This window comes from Candidatus Accumulibacter sp. ACC003 (genome assembly GCF_907163085.1).
In the GTDB taxonomy this organism is placed as follows: Bacteria; Pseudomonadota; Gammaproteobacteria; order Burkholderiales; family Rhodocyclaceae; genus Accumulibacter.
The window spans coordinates 480,955-495,996 of the sequence record NZ_CAJQTX010000005.1 but is presented as its reverse complement, the minus strand read 5'-3'; the positions used below and the strand labels follow the sequence as shown (position 1 = coordinate 495,996).

General features: G+C 65.2%; 12 protein-coding genes and 1 riboswitch. Of the genes, 6 read left to right on the top strand and 6 right to left on the bottom strand.

The annotated features are described in order from the left end of the window. Positions 1 to 238 precede the first annotated feature (238 nt). Positions 239 to 2,035 carry a GGDEF domain-containing protein gene (locus QZ656_RS12010; protein ID WP_291993602.1) on the top strand — a complete coding sequence of 599 codons (1,797 nt, stop codon included), beginning with the start codon at positions 239 to 241 and terminating at the stop codon, positions 2,033 to 2,035. Positions 2,036 to 2,061: 26 nt separating this feature from the next. Here the strand turns inward: QZ656_RS12010 and tcdA are convergent, their stop codons facing one another. Beyond that, on the bottom strand, positions 2,062 to 2,886 hold the full coding sequence (gene tcdA, locus QZ656_RS12005; protein WP_291993601.1) for a tRNA cyclic N6-threonylcarbamoyladenosine(37) synthase TcdA: 825 nt from the start codon (positions 2,884 to 2,886) through the stop codon (positions 2,062 to 2,064). Further along, on the bottom strand, positions 2,883 to 3,980 hold the full coding sequence (locus QZ656_RS12000) for an HD domain-containing phosphohydrolase (RefSeq protein WP_291993600.1): 1,098 nt from the start codon (positions 3,978 to 3,980) through the stop codon (positions 2,883 to 2,885). The genes tcdA and QZ656_RS12000 overlap by 4 nt, the downstream gene beginning before the upstream one ends. Positions 3,981 to 4,198: 218 nt before the next feature. Here QZ656_RS12000 and QZ656_RS11995 point away from each other — a divergent pair, with 218 nt between their 5' ends. From QZ656_RS11995 to QZ656_RS11980, 4 genes are all read left to right on the top strand, one after another. Then, positions 4,199 to 4,543, top strand: a complete 345-nt coding sequence (locus tag QZ656_RS11995) for an FKBP-type peptidyl-prolyl cis-trans isomerase (protein WP_291993599.1) — start codon at positions 4,199 to 4,201, stop codon at positions 4,541 to 4,543. A 3-nt stretch (positions 4,544 to 4,546) separates the two neighbouring features. After that, entirely contained in the window at positions 4,547 to 5,473 is a 927-nt protein-coding gene (locus QZ656_RS11990) for a pseudouridine synthase (protein ID WP_291993598.1), read from the top strand. A 192-nt stretch (positions 5,474 to 5,665) separates the two neighbouring features. Next, complete coding sequence (locus QZ656_RS11985) at positions 5,666 to 6,010, top strand: hypothetical protein (protein WP_291993597.1); 345 nt, start codon at positions 5,666 to 5,668, stop codon at positions 6,008 to 6,010. Then, positions 5,976 to 6,437: a hypothetical protein gene (locus QZ656_RS11980; RefSeq protein WP_291993596.1), complete on the top strand. Its 462-nt coding sequence runs from the start codon at positions 5,976 to 5,978 to the stop codon at positions 6,435 to 6,437. The genes QZ656_RS11985 and QZ656_RS11980 overlap by 35 nt, the downstream gene beginning before the upstream one ends. A 121-nt stretch (positions 6,438 to 6,558) precedes the next feature. On the opposite strand, the gene murB is transcribed toward QZ656_RS11980, so the two are convergent. Both murB and metH read right to left on the bottom strand, forming a co-directional pair. Further along, complete coding sequence (gene murB, locus QZ656_RS11975; protein ID WP_291993595.1) at positions 6,559 to 7,620, bottom strand: UDP-N-acetylmuramate dehydrogenase; 1,062 nt, start codon at positions 7,618 to 7,620, stop codon at positions 6,559 to 6,561. A gap of 20 nt (positions 7,621 to 7,640) precedes the next feature. Continuing rightward, positions 7,641 to 11,339, bottom strand: coding sequence for a methionine synthase (gene metH / locus QZ656_RS11970; RefSeq protein ID WP_291993594.1), 3,699 nt, complete (start codon positions 11,337 to 11,339; stop codon positions 7,641 to 7,643). A gap of 63 nt (positions 11,340 to 11,402) precedes the next feature. Then, a riboswitch (SAM riboswitch) is annotated at positions 11,403 to 11,484 on the bottom strand. Positions 11,485 to 11,690: 206 nt separating this feature from the next. Here metH and QZ656_RS11965 point away from each other — a divergent pair. Next, complete coding sequence (locus tag QZ656_RS11965; protein ID WP_291993593.1) at positions 11,691 to 12,602, top strand: DMT family transporter; 912 nt, start codon at positions 11,691 to 11,693, stop codon at positions 12,600 to 12,602. 49 nt (positions 12,603 to 12,651) lie between these two features. Here QZ656_RS11965 and QZ656_RS11960 read toward each other — a convergent pair whose 3' ends face one another. Next, complete coding sequence (locus tag QZ656_RS11960; RefSeq protein ID WP_291991544.1) at positions 12,652 to 13,719, bottom strand: IS630 family transposase; 1,068 nt, start codon at positions 13,717 to 13,719, stop codon at positions 12,652 to 12,654. 69 nt (positions 13,720 to 13,788) lie between these two features. Further along, on the bottom strand, positions 13,789 to 14,988 hold the full coding sequence (locus tag QZ656_RS11955; protein ID WP_291993592.1) for a hypothetical protein: 1,200 nt from the start codon (positions 14,986 to 14,988) through the stop codon (positions 13,789 to 13,791). Positions 14,989 to 15,042 lie beyond the last annotated feature (54 nt).

The following is a 15,042-nucleotide window of genomic DNA, read 5'->3' as shown; positions in this document are numbered from 1 at the left end:
GAGTTCCGGCTCCGGCCCGGACCTGGGGAGTATCCGCAGGGGTACTCCCCGCCCTTTTCACCGGCCGCGCCGGCGGCGATTCGCAGCCCGCGCACGGTGCACCGCCAGCCGACTCTGCGAGTGTAACAAAAAAACCTTGCCGCTCGCTTCCTCGCCGGGGCAACCCTGGACGGCAGGCGCCCACGCACACTGGGCACTGCTAGAATGCGGCAACTGTCTGTCTTGTCGGTGCAAAGCCATGCCAACCCTCTCGAATCCGTCGGAAATCGCCCGTGAGGCGCTGCGCCTGCTGGCCAGCAGACGAATGTCGCCGTCGCCCGACAACTACCGGGCGCTATACCACGAAATCGCCGGCACCCCCGCCGATCAGCCGGCGGCCTTCCCGCAACGAGAACTACGGGCGCTTCTCAACGCCTTGCCCAAGGAAAGTGGCCCGCAGCAAAGATTGCTGCGGCGCTTCGAGCAGGCCTTCAAGGGCAACAGCTGGAGCGAACTCAAACGGGGTGTTGCCGAGTTGTTCGCGCAGCTGGGCAAGGAAAGCGATCTGCCGTGGAGCCAACTGTTCGGCGACTTCCTGCGCCAGTGGGAGGGCAAGCAAAGCGGCTTCACCGTCGCCCGCAAGCGCGAGGCTCTGGAGCGTGTCCTCGGCGGCGGCGGCAATAGCGAAGTGCTCTTCGGGCGACTGCAGGGGCTGGTCAAATCGTGGTCAATGAACGCGCCGGAAGCAAGCGAGATGGCGCTGGTGGACCCACCGGCGGCGTCGATGAGCGGCTTGCCGGCTGCCGGCCAGCAGGCGGCCGCGGCGCCGGCGCTGCCGCCCGGCGAACGCACGGCCGAGTTGGCCAACGAGCTGCGCGAGATCTTCGCGTACACGCTTGAGGTCCTGATTCCGAGCCAGGTTCATGACGAGCCCGAGCTGATCGCCGACGCCAAGGCGCTGGCGCACAAGATCCGCACGGCGACGTCGCGCGCGGCGATGGAAGGTCTGCAGGCCAGCGTCAAGCGTTTCGCTTTCCGCCTCGAACTGCTCGCCGAGGACCGCGCCGAACTGCGGGCAGGGCTCCTCAAATTGCTGCAATTGCTGATCGAAAACGTCGGCGAGCTGGTCATCGAGGACCGCTGGCTGGCCGGCCAGATCGAGATCGTCCGCGACATCGTCGCCGGGCCGCTGAGCATCCGCTCGATTGGCGACGCCGAAAACCGGCTCAAGGAAGTCATCTTCAAGCAGGGTCAGCTCAAGCACAGCCTCAACGAAGCGCGCGAGAGTCTCAAGCAGATGCTCGCCGGCTTCGTCGATCACCTCGCCGAGTTTGCCGATTCGACATCCGACTATCACGACAAGATCGAAATCTGCGCCGACCGGATCAGTAATGCCGCGGACATCTCGCAACTTGAAGACGTGCTCGCCGAGGTGATCCGCGAGACGCAGATCATCCAGCTGAACGCGCAGCGCTCGCGCGACGAGTTACGTTCCGCCAAGCAGAGCGTCGAAGATGCCGAGAAACGCATTGCCGAACTGCAGGCCGAGCTCGACAAGGCCAGCACGCTGGTCCGCCACGACCAGCTCACCGGGGCGCTCAACCGCCGCGGCCTCGAGGAGGCCTTCGCCAAGGAAACGGCGCGCGCGCAGCGCCGCCAGTCGACGCTTTGTGTCGCCTTGCTCGACATCGATAACTTCAAGAAACTCAATGACTCGCTCGGCCATGACGCGGGCGACGCCGCGCTGGTCCATCTGACGACGGTGATCCGCGAGACGATGCGCCCGCAGGATACGATCGCCCGCTTCGGTGGCGAAGAATTCATCGTCCTGTTGCCGGACACGCCGCTCGAAGACGCGCAAACGGCCATGGTCCGCCTGCAGCGCGAACTGACACGACGGATATTCCTGCACGACAACAAGCGGCAACTGATTACCTTCAGCGCCGGCCTGACCGATTTCCGGCCCACCGACACGCAGGCGTCGGTCAGTAAACGTGCCGACGAGGCGATGTTTGCCGCCAAGCAGGCCGGCAAGAACCGGGTCTTGATCGGCTGATCGGCAGGCCGTCGGCGGCCAGCCGATCAGCCTCGCCGGCCTGCCGGAGAGTCGCTACTGGCCAGGGTCCGCAGAACTTCGCCGGCGGCCAGCAGGCCAAAGCACGCGGTGACACAGATCGACGAACCAAAGCCGGCGCAGTTCAGTCCGCTGAGCGTGCGCGGCGACTCGCAGCTGCCGGCGGCGTCGGGATAGCGCAGCGGTTCGCTGGAAAAAACGGCGGCGACGCCGAACTTCTTTTTCGCCTCGCGGGTAAAGCCGTAGTCCTTCCGAAGCAGCGAGCGAACCTTGGCCAGCAAGGGGTCCTGGATGCTCAAGGCGAGGTCGGCGATCTCGATTCGTGTCGCGTCGATCTGACCGCCAGCGCCGCCGGCGGTGATCAGCGGCGTCGCGCAACGCCGCGACCAGGCGATCATTGCCGCTTTGCTGCGGACCTGGTCGATGGCGTCCAGCACGTGGTCGAAGTCGCCGCCGAGGATCGCGTCGACGTTCTCGGGGGTGACGAAATCGTCCACTTCGGTGACCACGCAAGCCGGGTTGATGGCGTGGATTCGCTGCGCCATGGCGCTGACCTTGGCCTTGCCGAATTCGCCGTCGAGGGCGTGCACCTGGCGATTGACGTTGGACTCGGCGACGATGTCCAGATCGATCAGCGTGATGCGGCCGATCGCCGAGCGCGCCAGCGCCTCGGCCGCCCACGAGCCGACGCCACCGATGCCGACCACGGCGACGTGCGCACGCTGGAAACGTTGCCGGCCGGTCGCGCCGTAGAGGCGTGCGACACCGCCAAAGCGGCGCTCGAAATCGGCCGCAGGCTCATCGGCCGCTGGATCGGCTGCCCGGTCGCTCATCGCGCTTCGACGCTGCGCCGGATGACCTGATTGAAGGGCGCGATCCATTCGCTGGCGAACTGCTTGTCGCAGGCATTGATTTCGGCGATCGCCCGCAGCAGCGAGCGATTTCGGCCACGGTTGATGTGCTTCAACATCACCGCTTCGAAAGCGTCACAGATCGCCAGCAACTTGCCACCGGCACAGATCTGGGCGCTCTCGAGTGCCGCCGGATAGCCCGCTCCGCCGGCCGCTTCATGGTGTTGCGCAACCATCTCGGCGGCTGCCGCCCAGCCCGGCATGCGCGCCAGCAAACCAGCCGCGTAGCCCGGATGGGCGTGCAGGATCGCCTTCTCGGCGGTACTCATGTCACTGGCTTTCAGCCACACCGACTCGGCAAGAAACATCATGCCGACGTCGTGCATATAGACGGCCGCTTCAAGTTGTAAGGGGTCGATCGGGTCGTCGACGATCTGGTTCGTATCCAGCGCCAGGCGCAGGATACGCGTCGTCCGGCCCTTGAACAGGGGCGATCTGAGTTCGAACTGGTTGGCCAGCTTGAGGAAAAACCGCAGGTCCTCGGTGGCAGCCGACGACGAGTCAGCGTGCCCACCCGCAAGCGCGCCATGCGTCGCCAACGAAGCGGCAAAGACCGGACGAAAGCCGGTTACGACCTCGAATACTTCGGCGGCACACTCATCGACGTCGGCTGGCGCGGCCCCCGCCAGCCTCTCCAGACCGTCGATCAAGGGCCACAGTTGCAGTTCGTCGAGCGCTTCGTCAACGACGATCCTGGCCATCGCCAGCTCCAGGCGATCGACGGTCAACAGGATGATTTCGGCAAGTGGCTCGGTGAATGGCAGAACGCCGCTGCGAACCCGCGCCAGGACGGTCTCGATGGGGTGCACGATGGCAACGGCCAAATCGACCTTGCACAACGCCGCGTCACCCTTGATATTGTGCAGCGAGCGGAACAGGCTGGCGATCACCTGCCGTTCGCCGGGGGCACTGCGCAGGCGAGCGACGTCGCGTTCGATCGCTGGCGCGATGTCGCGCAGCGCATCGACGAAGTCATCGAGCGCCTCGCGGTCGCTGACCATCGGAGCAGTAAGCATCGGTCTGTCCATGTCGCGCCCTTCGGGATAGTCTGAACCGCCAGTCTAACGGAAAGCGCGAACGACGTTGGCCGCGCGGCGGCGGCCAGCACGGCAATCAATCTGCCGATCGCCCTGGCGCCCGACGACTTCCAGGCGATTGGCATCATGCACGGAAATGCCCCTTGGCGACGCATGCTGGGCTAAACTGCGCTTTTTTGCGTTGATGAGGAACTACCATGCCAATTGTTACCACCCCCAGCGGTCTGCAGATTGAAGACGTCATCGCCGGCAGTGGTCCCATTGCAGTCTCCGGTCAGCACGTCATCGTGCATTACACGGGCTGGCTGGCCGACGGCACGAAGTTCGATTCGAGTGTCGATCGCAACGAACCCTTCCGCTTTGCCCTTGACGGCCGCCACGTCATCGCCGGCTGGGAAGAAGGAGTCCCCGGGATGTGCGTCGGTGGCGTTCGCCGACTGGTCATTCCGCCGGATCTCGCCTACGGTGCGCGCGGCGCCGGCAAACTCATCCCGCCGCACGCCAAGATCACTTTCGATATCGAGTTGCTCGATATCGCCTGATCGATGGCCGATCGGCCACGCAAGACGGTGACGCTGCCGCCCGGGACGCGGTCGGCAGCGGCGCGCGTACGCGGCGACGGCCCGACGCGGCGCGCGCCACCCGATGCCAAGCCACTATCGCGGCCGCCAGAAGAGCCGTCGACTGGCCGCACGCCAGCCAGAGCAGCGAGCTCGCCAGCGGCAACGACGACCGCCACGCCGCAGTCTGGCGTGCGGGTCGCCAAACTGATGGCCGAGCGCGGCCTCTGTTCGCGCCGCAACGCGGACGAGTACATCAGCCGCGGCTGGGTCTTCGTCGATGGCCGGCGGGTCGACGAACTCGGCAGCCGCGCCGACCCAAAGGCCGTGATTACCCTCGACAAGAAGGGGCTCGCCGACCAGCAAAGCCGCTTGACGATCCTGCTGCACAAGCCAATCGGTTATGTTTCGGGCCAGCCCGAGCCGGGTTGCACGCCGGCGGTGACGCTGATTCAAGCGGCGAATCAGCTGTGCACGCCCGACACGCCGGCCTTTAGTCCGGAGTGCCTGCGAGGACTGGCGCCCGCCGGCCGCCTCGACATCGATTCGACCGGGCTGCTGGTGCTGACCCAGGATGGCCGCGTCGCACGGCACTTGATCGGTGCCGACTCGCAGGTCGAGAAGGAATACCTGGTGCGCGTCGAAGGCCAGCTTGACGACCGCGGCCTGGCGCTGCTCAATCATGGACTCAGCCTCGACGACCGCCAGCTGAAGCCGGCCAAGGTCGAGTGGCTCAACGACGATCAGCTGCGCTTCGTCCTCCGCGAGGGCAGAAAGCGACAGATCCGGCGCATGTGCGAGCTGGTCGGTCTGCGCGTCAGCGGCCTCAAGCGGGTCCGCATCGGGGCCGTCAGGCTCAGCGATCTGCCACTCGGTCGGTGGCGATTCTTGCGACCACACGAGGCTTTTTGACGGCGCCACGGAAGCCGGGAAGAAGCGTTTTCCCGGCACCGTGAACACTCGACAGAGGGGGCACACCATCATGAGCAATCCGGCCATTGTCGACCAGCGCCAGGACGTCTTGGCCAGCAGCTGGGCGAAGCCGCTCGTCGCCGCGCTGCCGATCCCGATGTTCGTCATCGACGACCAACATCGGCTCGTCCAGTGGAACCTCGCCTGCGAGCGGCTCACCGCGATAGCCTGCTCGGGACGACGCGCCCGTGCTCCGCTTTCTCTCCGGCCACGCGGCCGGTGCTGGTCGATCTGGTGGTACTCGACGCCGCCAATGGCCGGGTGTGCGGCGCCGTCGAGACGCGGCAGGACATCAGCAAGCAGAAAGACTACCAGGCGCAGCTGAAAGCTTGCGCGCAACTCGACGCGCTGACCGGCCTGGCCAACCGCCTGGTGCTCGACGAGCGCCTGAAGTTGGCGCTGTCACAGGCCGCGCGCCGGCGCATTGACCAGGGGGAGAGAGATGTTCGGATTGTTCAATTCAGCGCCGGTCAGTGATTCGCAGCTTGGCGAATTGCGCCGCGCCGGCGGTCTTTGGCGCGGCTCAATCACCATCGGCGCCAGCGCTGCCGTGCCGCTGGCAATCGCTGGCGGACGCCGCGAACCCGACACGCAGGCCGTGCAGATTGCCCGGCAAGTTGCGACACGCTTCGCCGGCTGGCGACCGATCATCGAGCAGGCGCTGTTCGAGCACTACCAGCCGCATGGCGAGTCACTGCCCGACGACCACGCCGCCGCCCGCCTGGCAGCGGCCAGTGACGTCTGGCCGCAGGTCGTGTTGATCTACGTCGCGGTGACGCCGCTGGACGACACGCTGGGCACCGAACTCGGCTACACGACGACCTGGGACGACGAGCATACGCTCGGCGCCCGCTTTCGCGGCGAGCAGTTCATCGAGCTGTGTGGCAGCGTCTTGCCGCCCTGAATCGCCGTCCGGAATCGCCCATCCACGAGAAGGACGAGACCGACGAGAAGGCCGCTTGGTCCATATCGTCATCTCGCCGCTGACGATTGCCCGATTGGCGCGCGCTGGCGCCGCGCCGTGCTCAGAGGAAGATCGGCTCGGGAGTCAGGTCGACGCCAAAATGTTGGCGAACATCGGCCTGGACGGCTCGCGCCAGGGCGATCACCTCGGCGCCGCAAGCGCCGCCGCGATTGACCAGCACCAGCGCCTGCTGCTCGTACATGCCGACGCGGCCGAGGTTGCGGCCTTTCCAGCCACTGCCTTCGATCAACCAGGCGGCAGCGAGTTTGACGCGGCCATCGGCCTGCGGGTAGCGCGGCATTTCGGGATGCGCGATCGCCAGGCGCTGGGCGACCGAGGCGCTGACCACCGGGTTGTGGAAGAAGCTGCCGGCGTTGGGCAGCGTCGCCGGGTCGGGCAGCTTGCGGCGGCGCACGGCCATCACGGCGTCGGCGATCCGCCGCGGCGTCGGCGGTGCTGGCGGGCGCGCGGGCGGCAGCTCGCTCGGCTGCCGCTCGAGTTCGGCGGCGACGTCGGCGTACGAGGCCAGCGGTTGCCAGGCCTTCGGCAGGCGGAAGACGACCCGGGTGATCACCTGTCGGCCGTCGAGGTGCCAGCCTTCCTGTTTGAAGACGCTGTCGCGGTAGGCAAAACGGCAGGCGGCGCGATCGAAGCGTAGCGTCCGGCCACTCGACATGTCGAGCGCTTCGACGGCGTGCAGGCGCTCGGCGACTTCCAGCCCGTAGGCGCCGATATTCTGAATCGGCGCGGCGCCGACGGTGCCCGGGATCAAGGCCAGATTCTCGAGTCCCGGCCAGCCCTGCGCCAGCGTCCACAACACCAGCTGGTGCCAATTCTCGCCGGCCGCCGCGCGTACGTACCAGGCGTCGGCGTCGTCGCCAAGCAGCTCGCGGCCGCGCATCGCCATGTGTAGCAGCAGGCCGTCAAAATCACCGCTGAGGACCAAATTGCTGCCGGCACCGACGACGAAGCGGCGCGGCAGCGAGTCGCCGGCGAGCATTGCCAGCTGCTCCAGCGAGCTGACTTCGGCGTACAGCGCGGCGCGGCCCGGCAAAGCCAGCGTCGTTCGCTTCGCCAGGTCGACGTCACGCGCGACGAAGTCGGGCAGCACTCGCTCGCTCATCGAGCGCTCGTCGTTCTCCTTCAGAGCAGGGGCGCCAGCCAGTATTCGGCTTCGGCGACGCTGAAACCGGCGCGCGCCGCCCAGTCTTCGAGCTGATCGCGGGCGATCTTGCTGACCGCGAAGTAACGCGCCTGCGGGTGCGACAGATAGAAGCCCGAAACAGCCGCCGCCGGCGTCATCGCGTAGGATTCGGTCAAGCCCATGCCGGTGTTTGCCGGCGCGTCGAGCAGCGCGAACAGCGCGCCCTTGGCGGTGTGGTCGGGGCACGCCGGGTAGCCGGGGGCGGGCCGGGTGCCGCGATAGTCCTCGCGGATCAGCGCCTGGCAATCGAGCGTCTCGTCGCTGGCGTAGCCCCAGTAGTCGCGGCGAACCTGCGCGTGCAACCATTCGGCGCAGGCTTCAGCCAGGCGATCGGCGAGCGATTTGAGGAGGATCGCGTGGTAGTCGTCGTTGGCGGCGGCGAATTCGGCGAGCTTGGCTTCGATGCCAAAACCGGCACTGACGGCAAACGCGCCTAGCCAGTCCGCCGTGCCGCGCTCGGCGACAAAGTCGCTCAGGCAATAGTGCGGCTTGCCCGCTGGGCGCTCCTGCTGCTGGCGAAGATTGTGCCAGCTCAGCAACTTCTCGGCGCGCGTTTCGTCGGCGTAGATCTCGATGTCGTCACCGACGGCGTTGGCCGGGAACAGCCCGAAGACGGCGTTGGCGCTCAACCATTTTTCGTCGATGATCGTTTGCAGCATCTGCTTTGCGTCGGCATGGACTTCGCGCGCCGTTTCGCCAACCAGCGGATCGTCGAGGATCTTCGGGAAGCTGCCGGCGAGGTCCCAGGTCTGGAAGAAGGGTCCCCAGTCGATGAATTCGGCGAGCGTTGCCAGGTCGATGTCGCGCAGGACGTGCAGACCGGGTTTGTTCGGCGCCAGCGGGCGGTAGGCGGCGTCGCCCTGGCAGACGAAACGGTTGGCGCGCGCGGCGGCCAGCGTCTCCAGCTTGATACCTTTCTTGCCGGCGTGCTGGATGCGCAGTTTTTCGTAGTCGGCGGCGACTTCGCTGCGAAAGCTGGCGGCGTTGTCGATCGACAACAGGCGCGTGACGACGCCGACGGCGCGCGACGCGTCGGGAACGTAGACCACTGGCCCGCTGTAGTTCGGGGCGATCTTGATCGCCGTGTGTGCGCGGCTGGTCGTCGCGCCGCCGATCAGCAGCGGCACCGGTGGTTCGCCGTCGGCAAAACCGAGACGCTGCATCTCGGCCGCGACGTGGCTCATTTCTTCGAGCGACGGCGTGATCAGTCCCGACAGGCCGACCACCTGCGCGCCGTGCTCGCGGGCCGCGTGCAGGATCTTGTCGCAGGAAACCATCACCCCAAGGTCGACGACGTCGTAGCCGTTGCAGCCGAGGACGACGCCGACGATGTTCTTGCCGATGTCGTGCACGTCGCCCTTGACCGTCGCGACGACGATCTTGCCCTTGCTGCTGACGCCGGTACGCAGTTTCTCGGCTTCGATGTAGGGAATCAGGTGCGCCACCGCCTGCTTCATCACGCGTGCCGACTTGACGACCTGCGGCAGAAACATCTTGCCGGCGCCAAAGAGGTCGCCGACGACGTTCATGCCATTCATCAACGGCCCTTCGATGACCGCCAGCGGCGGCTTGCCGGCGGCTGCCAGCGCCGCCCGGCATTCTTCGGTGTCGGCGACGACGAAGTCGTTGTTGCCCTTGACCAGCGCGTGCGTCAGCCGCTGTTCGACCGGCAGTTCGCGCCAGCTGAGATCGGGGCCGGTATCTTTGGCCTTGCCCTCCTTGACCGTCAGCGCAAACTCGACCAGCGCTTCACCAGCTTCCGGGTTGCGGTTGAGGACGACGTCCTCGACCTTGTCGCGCAGCGCCGGGTCAAGGTCGTCGTAGACGCCCAGCATGCCGGCGTTGACGATGCCCATTGACAGCCCGGCCCTGACCGCGTGATACAGGAAGACGGTGTGGATCGCCTCGCGCACGGCGTCGTTGCCGCGGAACGAGAAGGAGACGTTGGAAACGCCCCCGGAAATCTGCGCGCCCGGCAGATTGGCGCGGATCCACTTGCACGCCTCGATGAAATCGACGGCGTAGTTGTTGTGCTCTTCGATGCCGGTGGCGATGGCAAAAATATTCGGATCGAAGATGATGTCCGTGGCCGGGAAAGCCGCCTGCTCGGTGAGCAGCTGGTAGGCGCGCGCGCAGATTTGCGTCTTGCGCGCGAAGGTGTCGGCCTGGCCGCTTTCGTCGAAAGCCATCACCACCACGGCGGCGCCATAGCGGCGCGCCAATCGTGCCTGCTGCAGGAACGCCTCCTCGCCTTCCTTCATCGAGATCGAGTTGACGATGCCCTTGCCCTGGATGCACTTTAGGCCGGCTTCGATGACTTGCCATTTCGACGAGTCGATCATGATCGGCACGCGCGAGATGTCGGGTTCGCTGGCGATCAGCTTCAGGAAGCGATCCATCGCCGCCTGCGAGTCGAGCATCGCCTCGTCCATGTTGATGTCGATCACCTGCGCGCCATTTTCGACCTGCTGGCGGGCGACCGCCAGCGCGTCGTCGAAGCGGCCTTCGAGAATCATCCGCGCAAAGGCCTTCGAACCGGTGACGTTGGTCCGCTCGCCGACGTTGACGAACAGCGAGTCCGGGCCGACGTTGAACGGTTCGAGACCCGACAGGCGCAGTTTGCTTTCGAGTTTTGGCCTGGCGCGCGGCTTGACGCCGGCGACGCCGCGGGCGATCGCCGCGATGTGTTCGGGCGACGTGCCGCAGCAACCACCGACGATGTTCACAAAGCCCTGGCGGGCCCAGTCGGAAACTTCCGCAGCGAGTTGTGCGGGCGTTTCGTCGTAGCCGCCGAAAGCGTTCGGCAGGCCGGCGTTGGGATGCGCCGAAATGAAGCAATCGCAAAGGCGCGACAACTCTTCGACGTACTGCCGCAACTCGACCGCACCGAGTGCGCAGTTGAGGCCGAAGCTCAGCGGCCGCACATGGTTCAGCGAGTTCCAGAAAGCCTCGGCCGTCTGCCCGGACAAGGTGCGGCCGGAAGCGTCGGTGATCGTTCCGGAAATCATCAGCGGCCAGCGCCGCCCGATCTGTTCGAAGTACTGCTCGACGGCAAACAACGCCGCCTTGGCGTTCAGCGTATCGAAAACGGTCTCGACCAGGACGATGTCGGCACCACCCTCGCACAGCCCGCGCACCGCTTCGAGGTAGGTGGCGACGAGTTCGTCGAAACTGGTATTGCGATAGCCGGGGTCGTTGACGTCGGGCGACAGCGACGCCGTCCGCGAGGTCGGTCCGAGCACGCCGGCGACAAAACGCGGCTTGGCCGGGTCGCGTGCGGTGAATTCGTCACACACCGAGCGCGCCAGTTGCGCGCCGGCGAAATTCAACTCGTGGACGATCTCTTGCAGGTGGTAATCGGCCTGCGAGACGCTGGTCGAGTTGAAGGTGTTGGTTTCGACGATGTCGGCGCCGGCCGCGAGATACTCGGCGTGGATCGCGCGGATTAGCTCGGGCCGGGTCAGCAGCAACAGGTCGTTGTTGCCTTTCAGGTCGTGCGCGTGCGTGGCGAAGCGGCTGCCGCGGTAGTCGGCCTCCTGCAGGCCGTGGCGCTGGATCATGGTGCCCATGGCACCGTCGAGAACGAGGATGTTCCGTTCGAGGCAGGTTGTCAGTTCGGCGGTACGGTCAGGCTGCATGCTGGTCCCTACTGGTTTGGTGCGCGGCTGCAAAACAAAAAAACCCGTCGGCGCAAAGCTCGACGGGTCTTGGTGTGGGCCTCGCTTTAGCGGAATTTTTAACGCGCCCGCAATCTGTCTACGTCAAATCGGCGCGAACCCGGCGCTCAAGCTCGGGCAGGAGGGCAAATCTACCTGCCCGAGATAGGCTTGTCAAGCCAGGCCAGGCCGCCATGGGCGAGCGTTCGTCGGAGCAGCAGGGCGCATCGGACGACGCGCGGGTTTGCCCGCGCTGGCGGTGTTGACGTACAGTGAGCGCCCCGCGTGCCGCGACCGCGGCGTCGGCAACGTTTTCCTCGACACTCTATCGGCATGCGCTGGAACCACTGGTCTTCCGAAAGCATCGGCGTCGCCCTGGCGATCCTGGCCGCTTTCGGCTTCTCGTTCAAGGCGATTTTCGTCAAGCTCGCCTACGCCGTGCCGCAGGCGGTGCCGGTCGACGCGGTGACGCTGCTGTCGCTGCGGATGTGGTTTGCGTTGCCCTTCTTCGTGCTCATCGGCCTGCACGCCAGCCGTTCGGCACCGCCGCTGTCGCGCGGCGACTGGCTGACGCTCTCCTCGCTCGGGCTGCTCGGTTACTACGGTGCGAGCATTCTCGACTTCATCGGCCTGGGTTATATCAGTGCCGGCCTCGAACGGCTGATCCTGTTTACCTATCCGACCTTGACGGTGCTCATCGGCGTGCTGTTCATGGGCAAGACGCTGCAGCGGCGCGAAATCGCGGCGCTGTTCTTGTCGTACGCCGGGATCGGCCTGGTCTTCTTCCATGACCTCGAATTTTCCGGGGAAAGCCGCGCGGTATTGCTCGGTTCGGCCTTTGTTTTCGCCTCGTCGCTGTCTTACGCGCTGTATCTGGCAGGCAGCGGAGCGATGATCCAGCGCCTCGGTTCGGCGCGCTTCACGGCGCTGGCGATGCTCATCTCGACGCTGGCCACGCAGCTCCACTTCCTGGTCACGCAACCGCTGTCGGCGCTGCGCCAGCCGCTGCCAATCTACGCCTACGGCGCCGCCATGGCGCTGTTGTCGACGGTGCTGCCGGTTTTCCTGCAATCGGCAGCGATCCGCCGCATTGGTGCCAGTCGCTCGGTGATGATCGGTACCCTGGGGCCGATGCTGACCATCGTCTTCGCCTGGTGGCTGCTCGACGAACCACTGTCGTCGGGCCAAATGGCCGGCGCCGTGCTGGTCCTGGCCGGGGTGTGGCTGACGTCTCGACGACGCTGAGCGGGCGCCACCGCGGCGCTCCGGCAGCGCCTCGCGGCAACTCTAGTGTTTAATTGCATAGATTAACGATAGTATTCCGCAGCTGCGCGCCCTTGACCTCTCGCTTTCGCCAGGCGAATGGGGCGGCGTTCTGGTTGTAAGCCGCGGTGAAGCTGTGAATGGCGGCAACGAGTTGATCCAGGCTCGAGAAGCTGGCGTTTCTCAGGGTCTTGCGCTGGAAGATGCCGAACCAAATCTCCACTTGGTTTAGCCAACTGGCGCTGGTGGGCGTGAAGTGAAAGGTGACGTTGGGGTGAGCGGCGAGCCACTCGTCGTTTTTCTTGTGCGTGTTGAGGTTGTCCAAGATGACGTGGATCTCACGGTCGACGGGTTCATCAGCGATGGTCTCCTCCATGAAGGCCTGGAAATCAGCGCGCTTCTTGGTTAGGGTAGTCTTGCCTCGAATGACGCCGGTGGCCACTTCGAGGGCGGCGAACAGGTTGACCGTGCCATGGCGTTTGTAGGTGCTTTTCAGTCCCTGAACCACCTTTCCGCTACTGGTTTGGACATAGCCGCGCCGACGCTCCAGAGCCTGGATCGAGGGTTTCTCGTCGACGCTCAGGACCAGCGCGTTTTCAGGTGGGTTAAGGTACAACCCGATGACATCCGCTGCTTTGGCGGCGAACTCTGGGTCCGTGCTCACGCACCAGGAGCGATGCCGCTGCAGCTGGATGCCCTCCCGACGCAACACGCGCCACACGGCATCGTCCGATACTTCCAGCGCCTTCGCCAGCGAACCACCATCCCAACTTGCCATACCTTCCGGCGGTGTCCGTTCGAGTTGCGCCAGAATGCGGTCACGCAGATCCTGCCCGTACTTCGCCGGCTTGCCCGGCCGCGCAGCATCACGCAAGCCCGACAAACCATGCTCGGCAAAGCGCCGACGCCACAGCCCCACCGTGTTCGCACGTACGCCAACTGCGCGGGCAACCTCGTCGTTTCGCAGACCCTCCAAACAACCCAGCACGATTCTCGCTCGCTCGGCCAAGCGAACCTCGCCACTGCGACTCCGTGACATACGCTCCAATTCCTCCTTCACCTCCGCTGTGCAAGACAGCGCCACCGCCACACGTCCCACCACATCTCCTCCACCACGAAGCAATGGAGAAGCATGATAGTTACTACCGGTTAATAATGCAATTAGACACTAGCGGACGATGCAATTTTCCTTGAGGAAGGCCAGCGCCGCGTCAAGCGAGGTATCGGCCGGGTCCGTCAGCGCGTCCTCGGCTTCCGCGAATACTTCGTCCCACAGCGCCGCCAGGTCGGCTTGCAGATGGTGGGGTGCGAAGGCCTGGATGAAGGAAAGTACCGGTTGACGCTGCAGCCCGTCGGCGCGCACCTTGCGGATCACGGCGCGCGCCGCCGCTTTGCTCAACGCCGGTTTTGCTGGCGTCGCGGCGGCGAGGCAGACGAAGATCGTCAGCAACGAGTTGTCGTCGATCTTCCCGCCGGTAATCTTCTGCCAGTCGGCCGACACCGCGGTGTCGAACAGACTGGCGTCCTCGGGGCCGAAATCGCGCAGGAAGTACAGTGGCTCGAGCACCGGGATGAGCGCGTTCAGCGCCTGCGAGCGGTCGAGAATCTTCGGCAGGTCCTCGCTTTCGACTTTTCTCAGTTCGCGCGTGGCGACTTCGTGGTAGGCCGGCGGCAGCGCCTCGAAGACCTTGGCGATGCGCTTGCGGCCGGTGCCGGCGACACCCTTCTTGCGGATTGTTTCAACGATGGCGACGAAGTCGGCAGGATTGGGTAGCGAAACAGCGGCGCTGCCGCTCAAATGCAGCAGCATCGCGGTACGGATGATCGACTCGACGGCGACGGTCGAAATCTCGGCAGGCGGCAACCCGAGGCCGTCGGCAAACCACAGCGCGGCAGAAACCGTCAGTTGATCCGCTTGCCGCTGTTCAAGAGCCTGCCGGTACTCGGCGTGGCTCTTCAGCGACCAGTCGGCCAGAAAGGACTTCTGCGACTGGTTGACGAGGATGCCGAAGGAAGTGTCCTCGGGCATCGCCCAGAGCTTCTTGAGGAGCTCCGAGCCACCACGTGAATGCGACAGAAAGCTGTTGTCACGCAGCGACCGTGTCGCTTTTTCGACGTCACCGCCACTGTATTCTTCGAGGAACAGGCTGACCAGAGCGACGATCCGGGCGCGCGCCTCGTCGATATTCGGCCGCAGGTACTGGGTGCCGAAGTATTCGGCGATCTGCACCATTCCCTTGGCGCCGTCGGTGACGATGTTGGCGATGATTTCGTCGTCAAGGACGCCGCTGCGCACGCCACAAGCGAACGCTCTCTCGAAAAATGGCCGATCGTCGAAAACGGCAAGCTGGCGAAGTTCATCGGCCATGGGGGCTGGGCTGTCTTGACGCGAAAGTCGGGTCGCTAACAATTTGGGCCGTGA

What these genes read in the sequence shown, in the direction of transcription:
- QZ656_RS11990 (WP_291993598.1), top strand. Translation starts at nt 4,547, where the DNA reads ATGGCCGATCGGCCACGCAAGACGGTGACGCTGCCGCCCGGGACGCGG.
- QZ656_RS11980 (WP_291993596.1), top strand. Translation starts at nt 5,976, where the DNA reads ATGTTCGGATTGTTCAATTCAGCGCCGGTCAGTGATTCGCAGCTTGGC.
- QZ656_RS12010 (WP_291993602.1), top strand. Translation starts at nt 239, where the DNA reads ATGCCAACCCTCTCGAATCCGTCGGAAATCGCCCGTGAGGCGCTGCGC.
- QZ656_RS11995 (WP_291993599.1), top strand. Translation starts at nt 4,199, where the DNA reads ATGCCAATTGTTACCACCCCCAGCGGTCTGCAGATTGAAGACGTCATC.
- metH (WP_291993594.1), bottom strand. Translation starts at nt 11,339, where the DNA reads ATGCAGCCTGACCGTACCGCCGAACTGACAACCTGCCTCGAACGGAAC.
- QZ656_RS11955 (WP_291993592.1), bottom strand. Translation starts at nt 14,988, where the DNA reads ATGGCCGATGAACTTCGCCAGCTTGCCGTTTTCGACGATCGGCCATTT.
- tcdA (WP_291993601.1), bottom strand. Translation starts at nt 2,886, where the DNA reads ATGAGCGACCGGGCAGCCGATCCAGCGGCCGATGAGCCTGCGGCCGAT.
- QZ656_RS12000 (WP_291993600.1), bottom strand. Translation starts at nt 3,980, where the DNA reads ATGCTTACTGCTCCGATGGTCAGCGACCGCGAGGCGCTCGATGACTTC.
- QZ656_RS11965 (WP_291993593.1), top strand. Translation starts at nt 11,691, where the DNA reads ATGCGCTGGAACCACTGGTCTTCCGAAAGCATCGGCGTCGCCCTGGCG.
- murB (WP_291993595.1), bottom strand. Translation starts at nt 7,620, where the DNA reads ATGAGCGAGCGAGTGCTGCCCGACTTCGTCGCGCGTGACGTCGACCTG.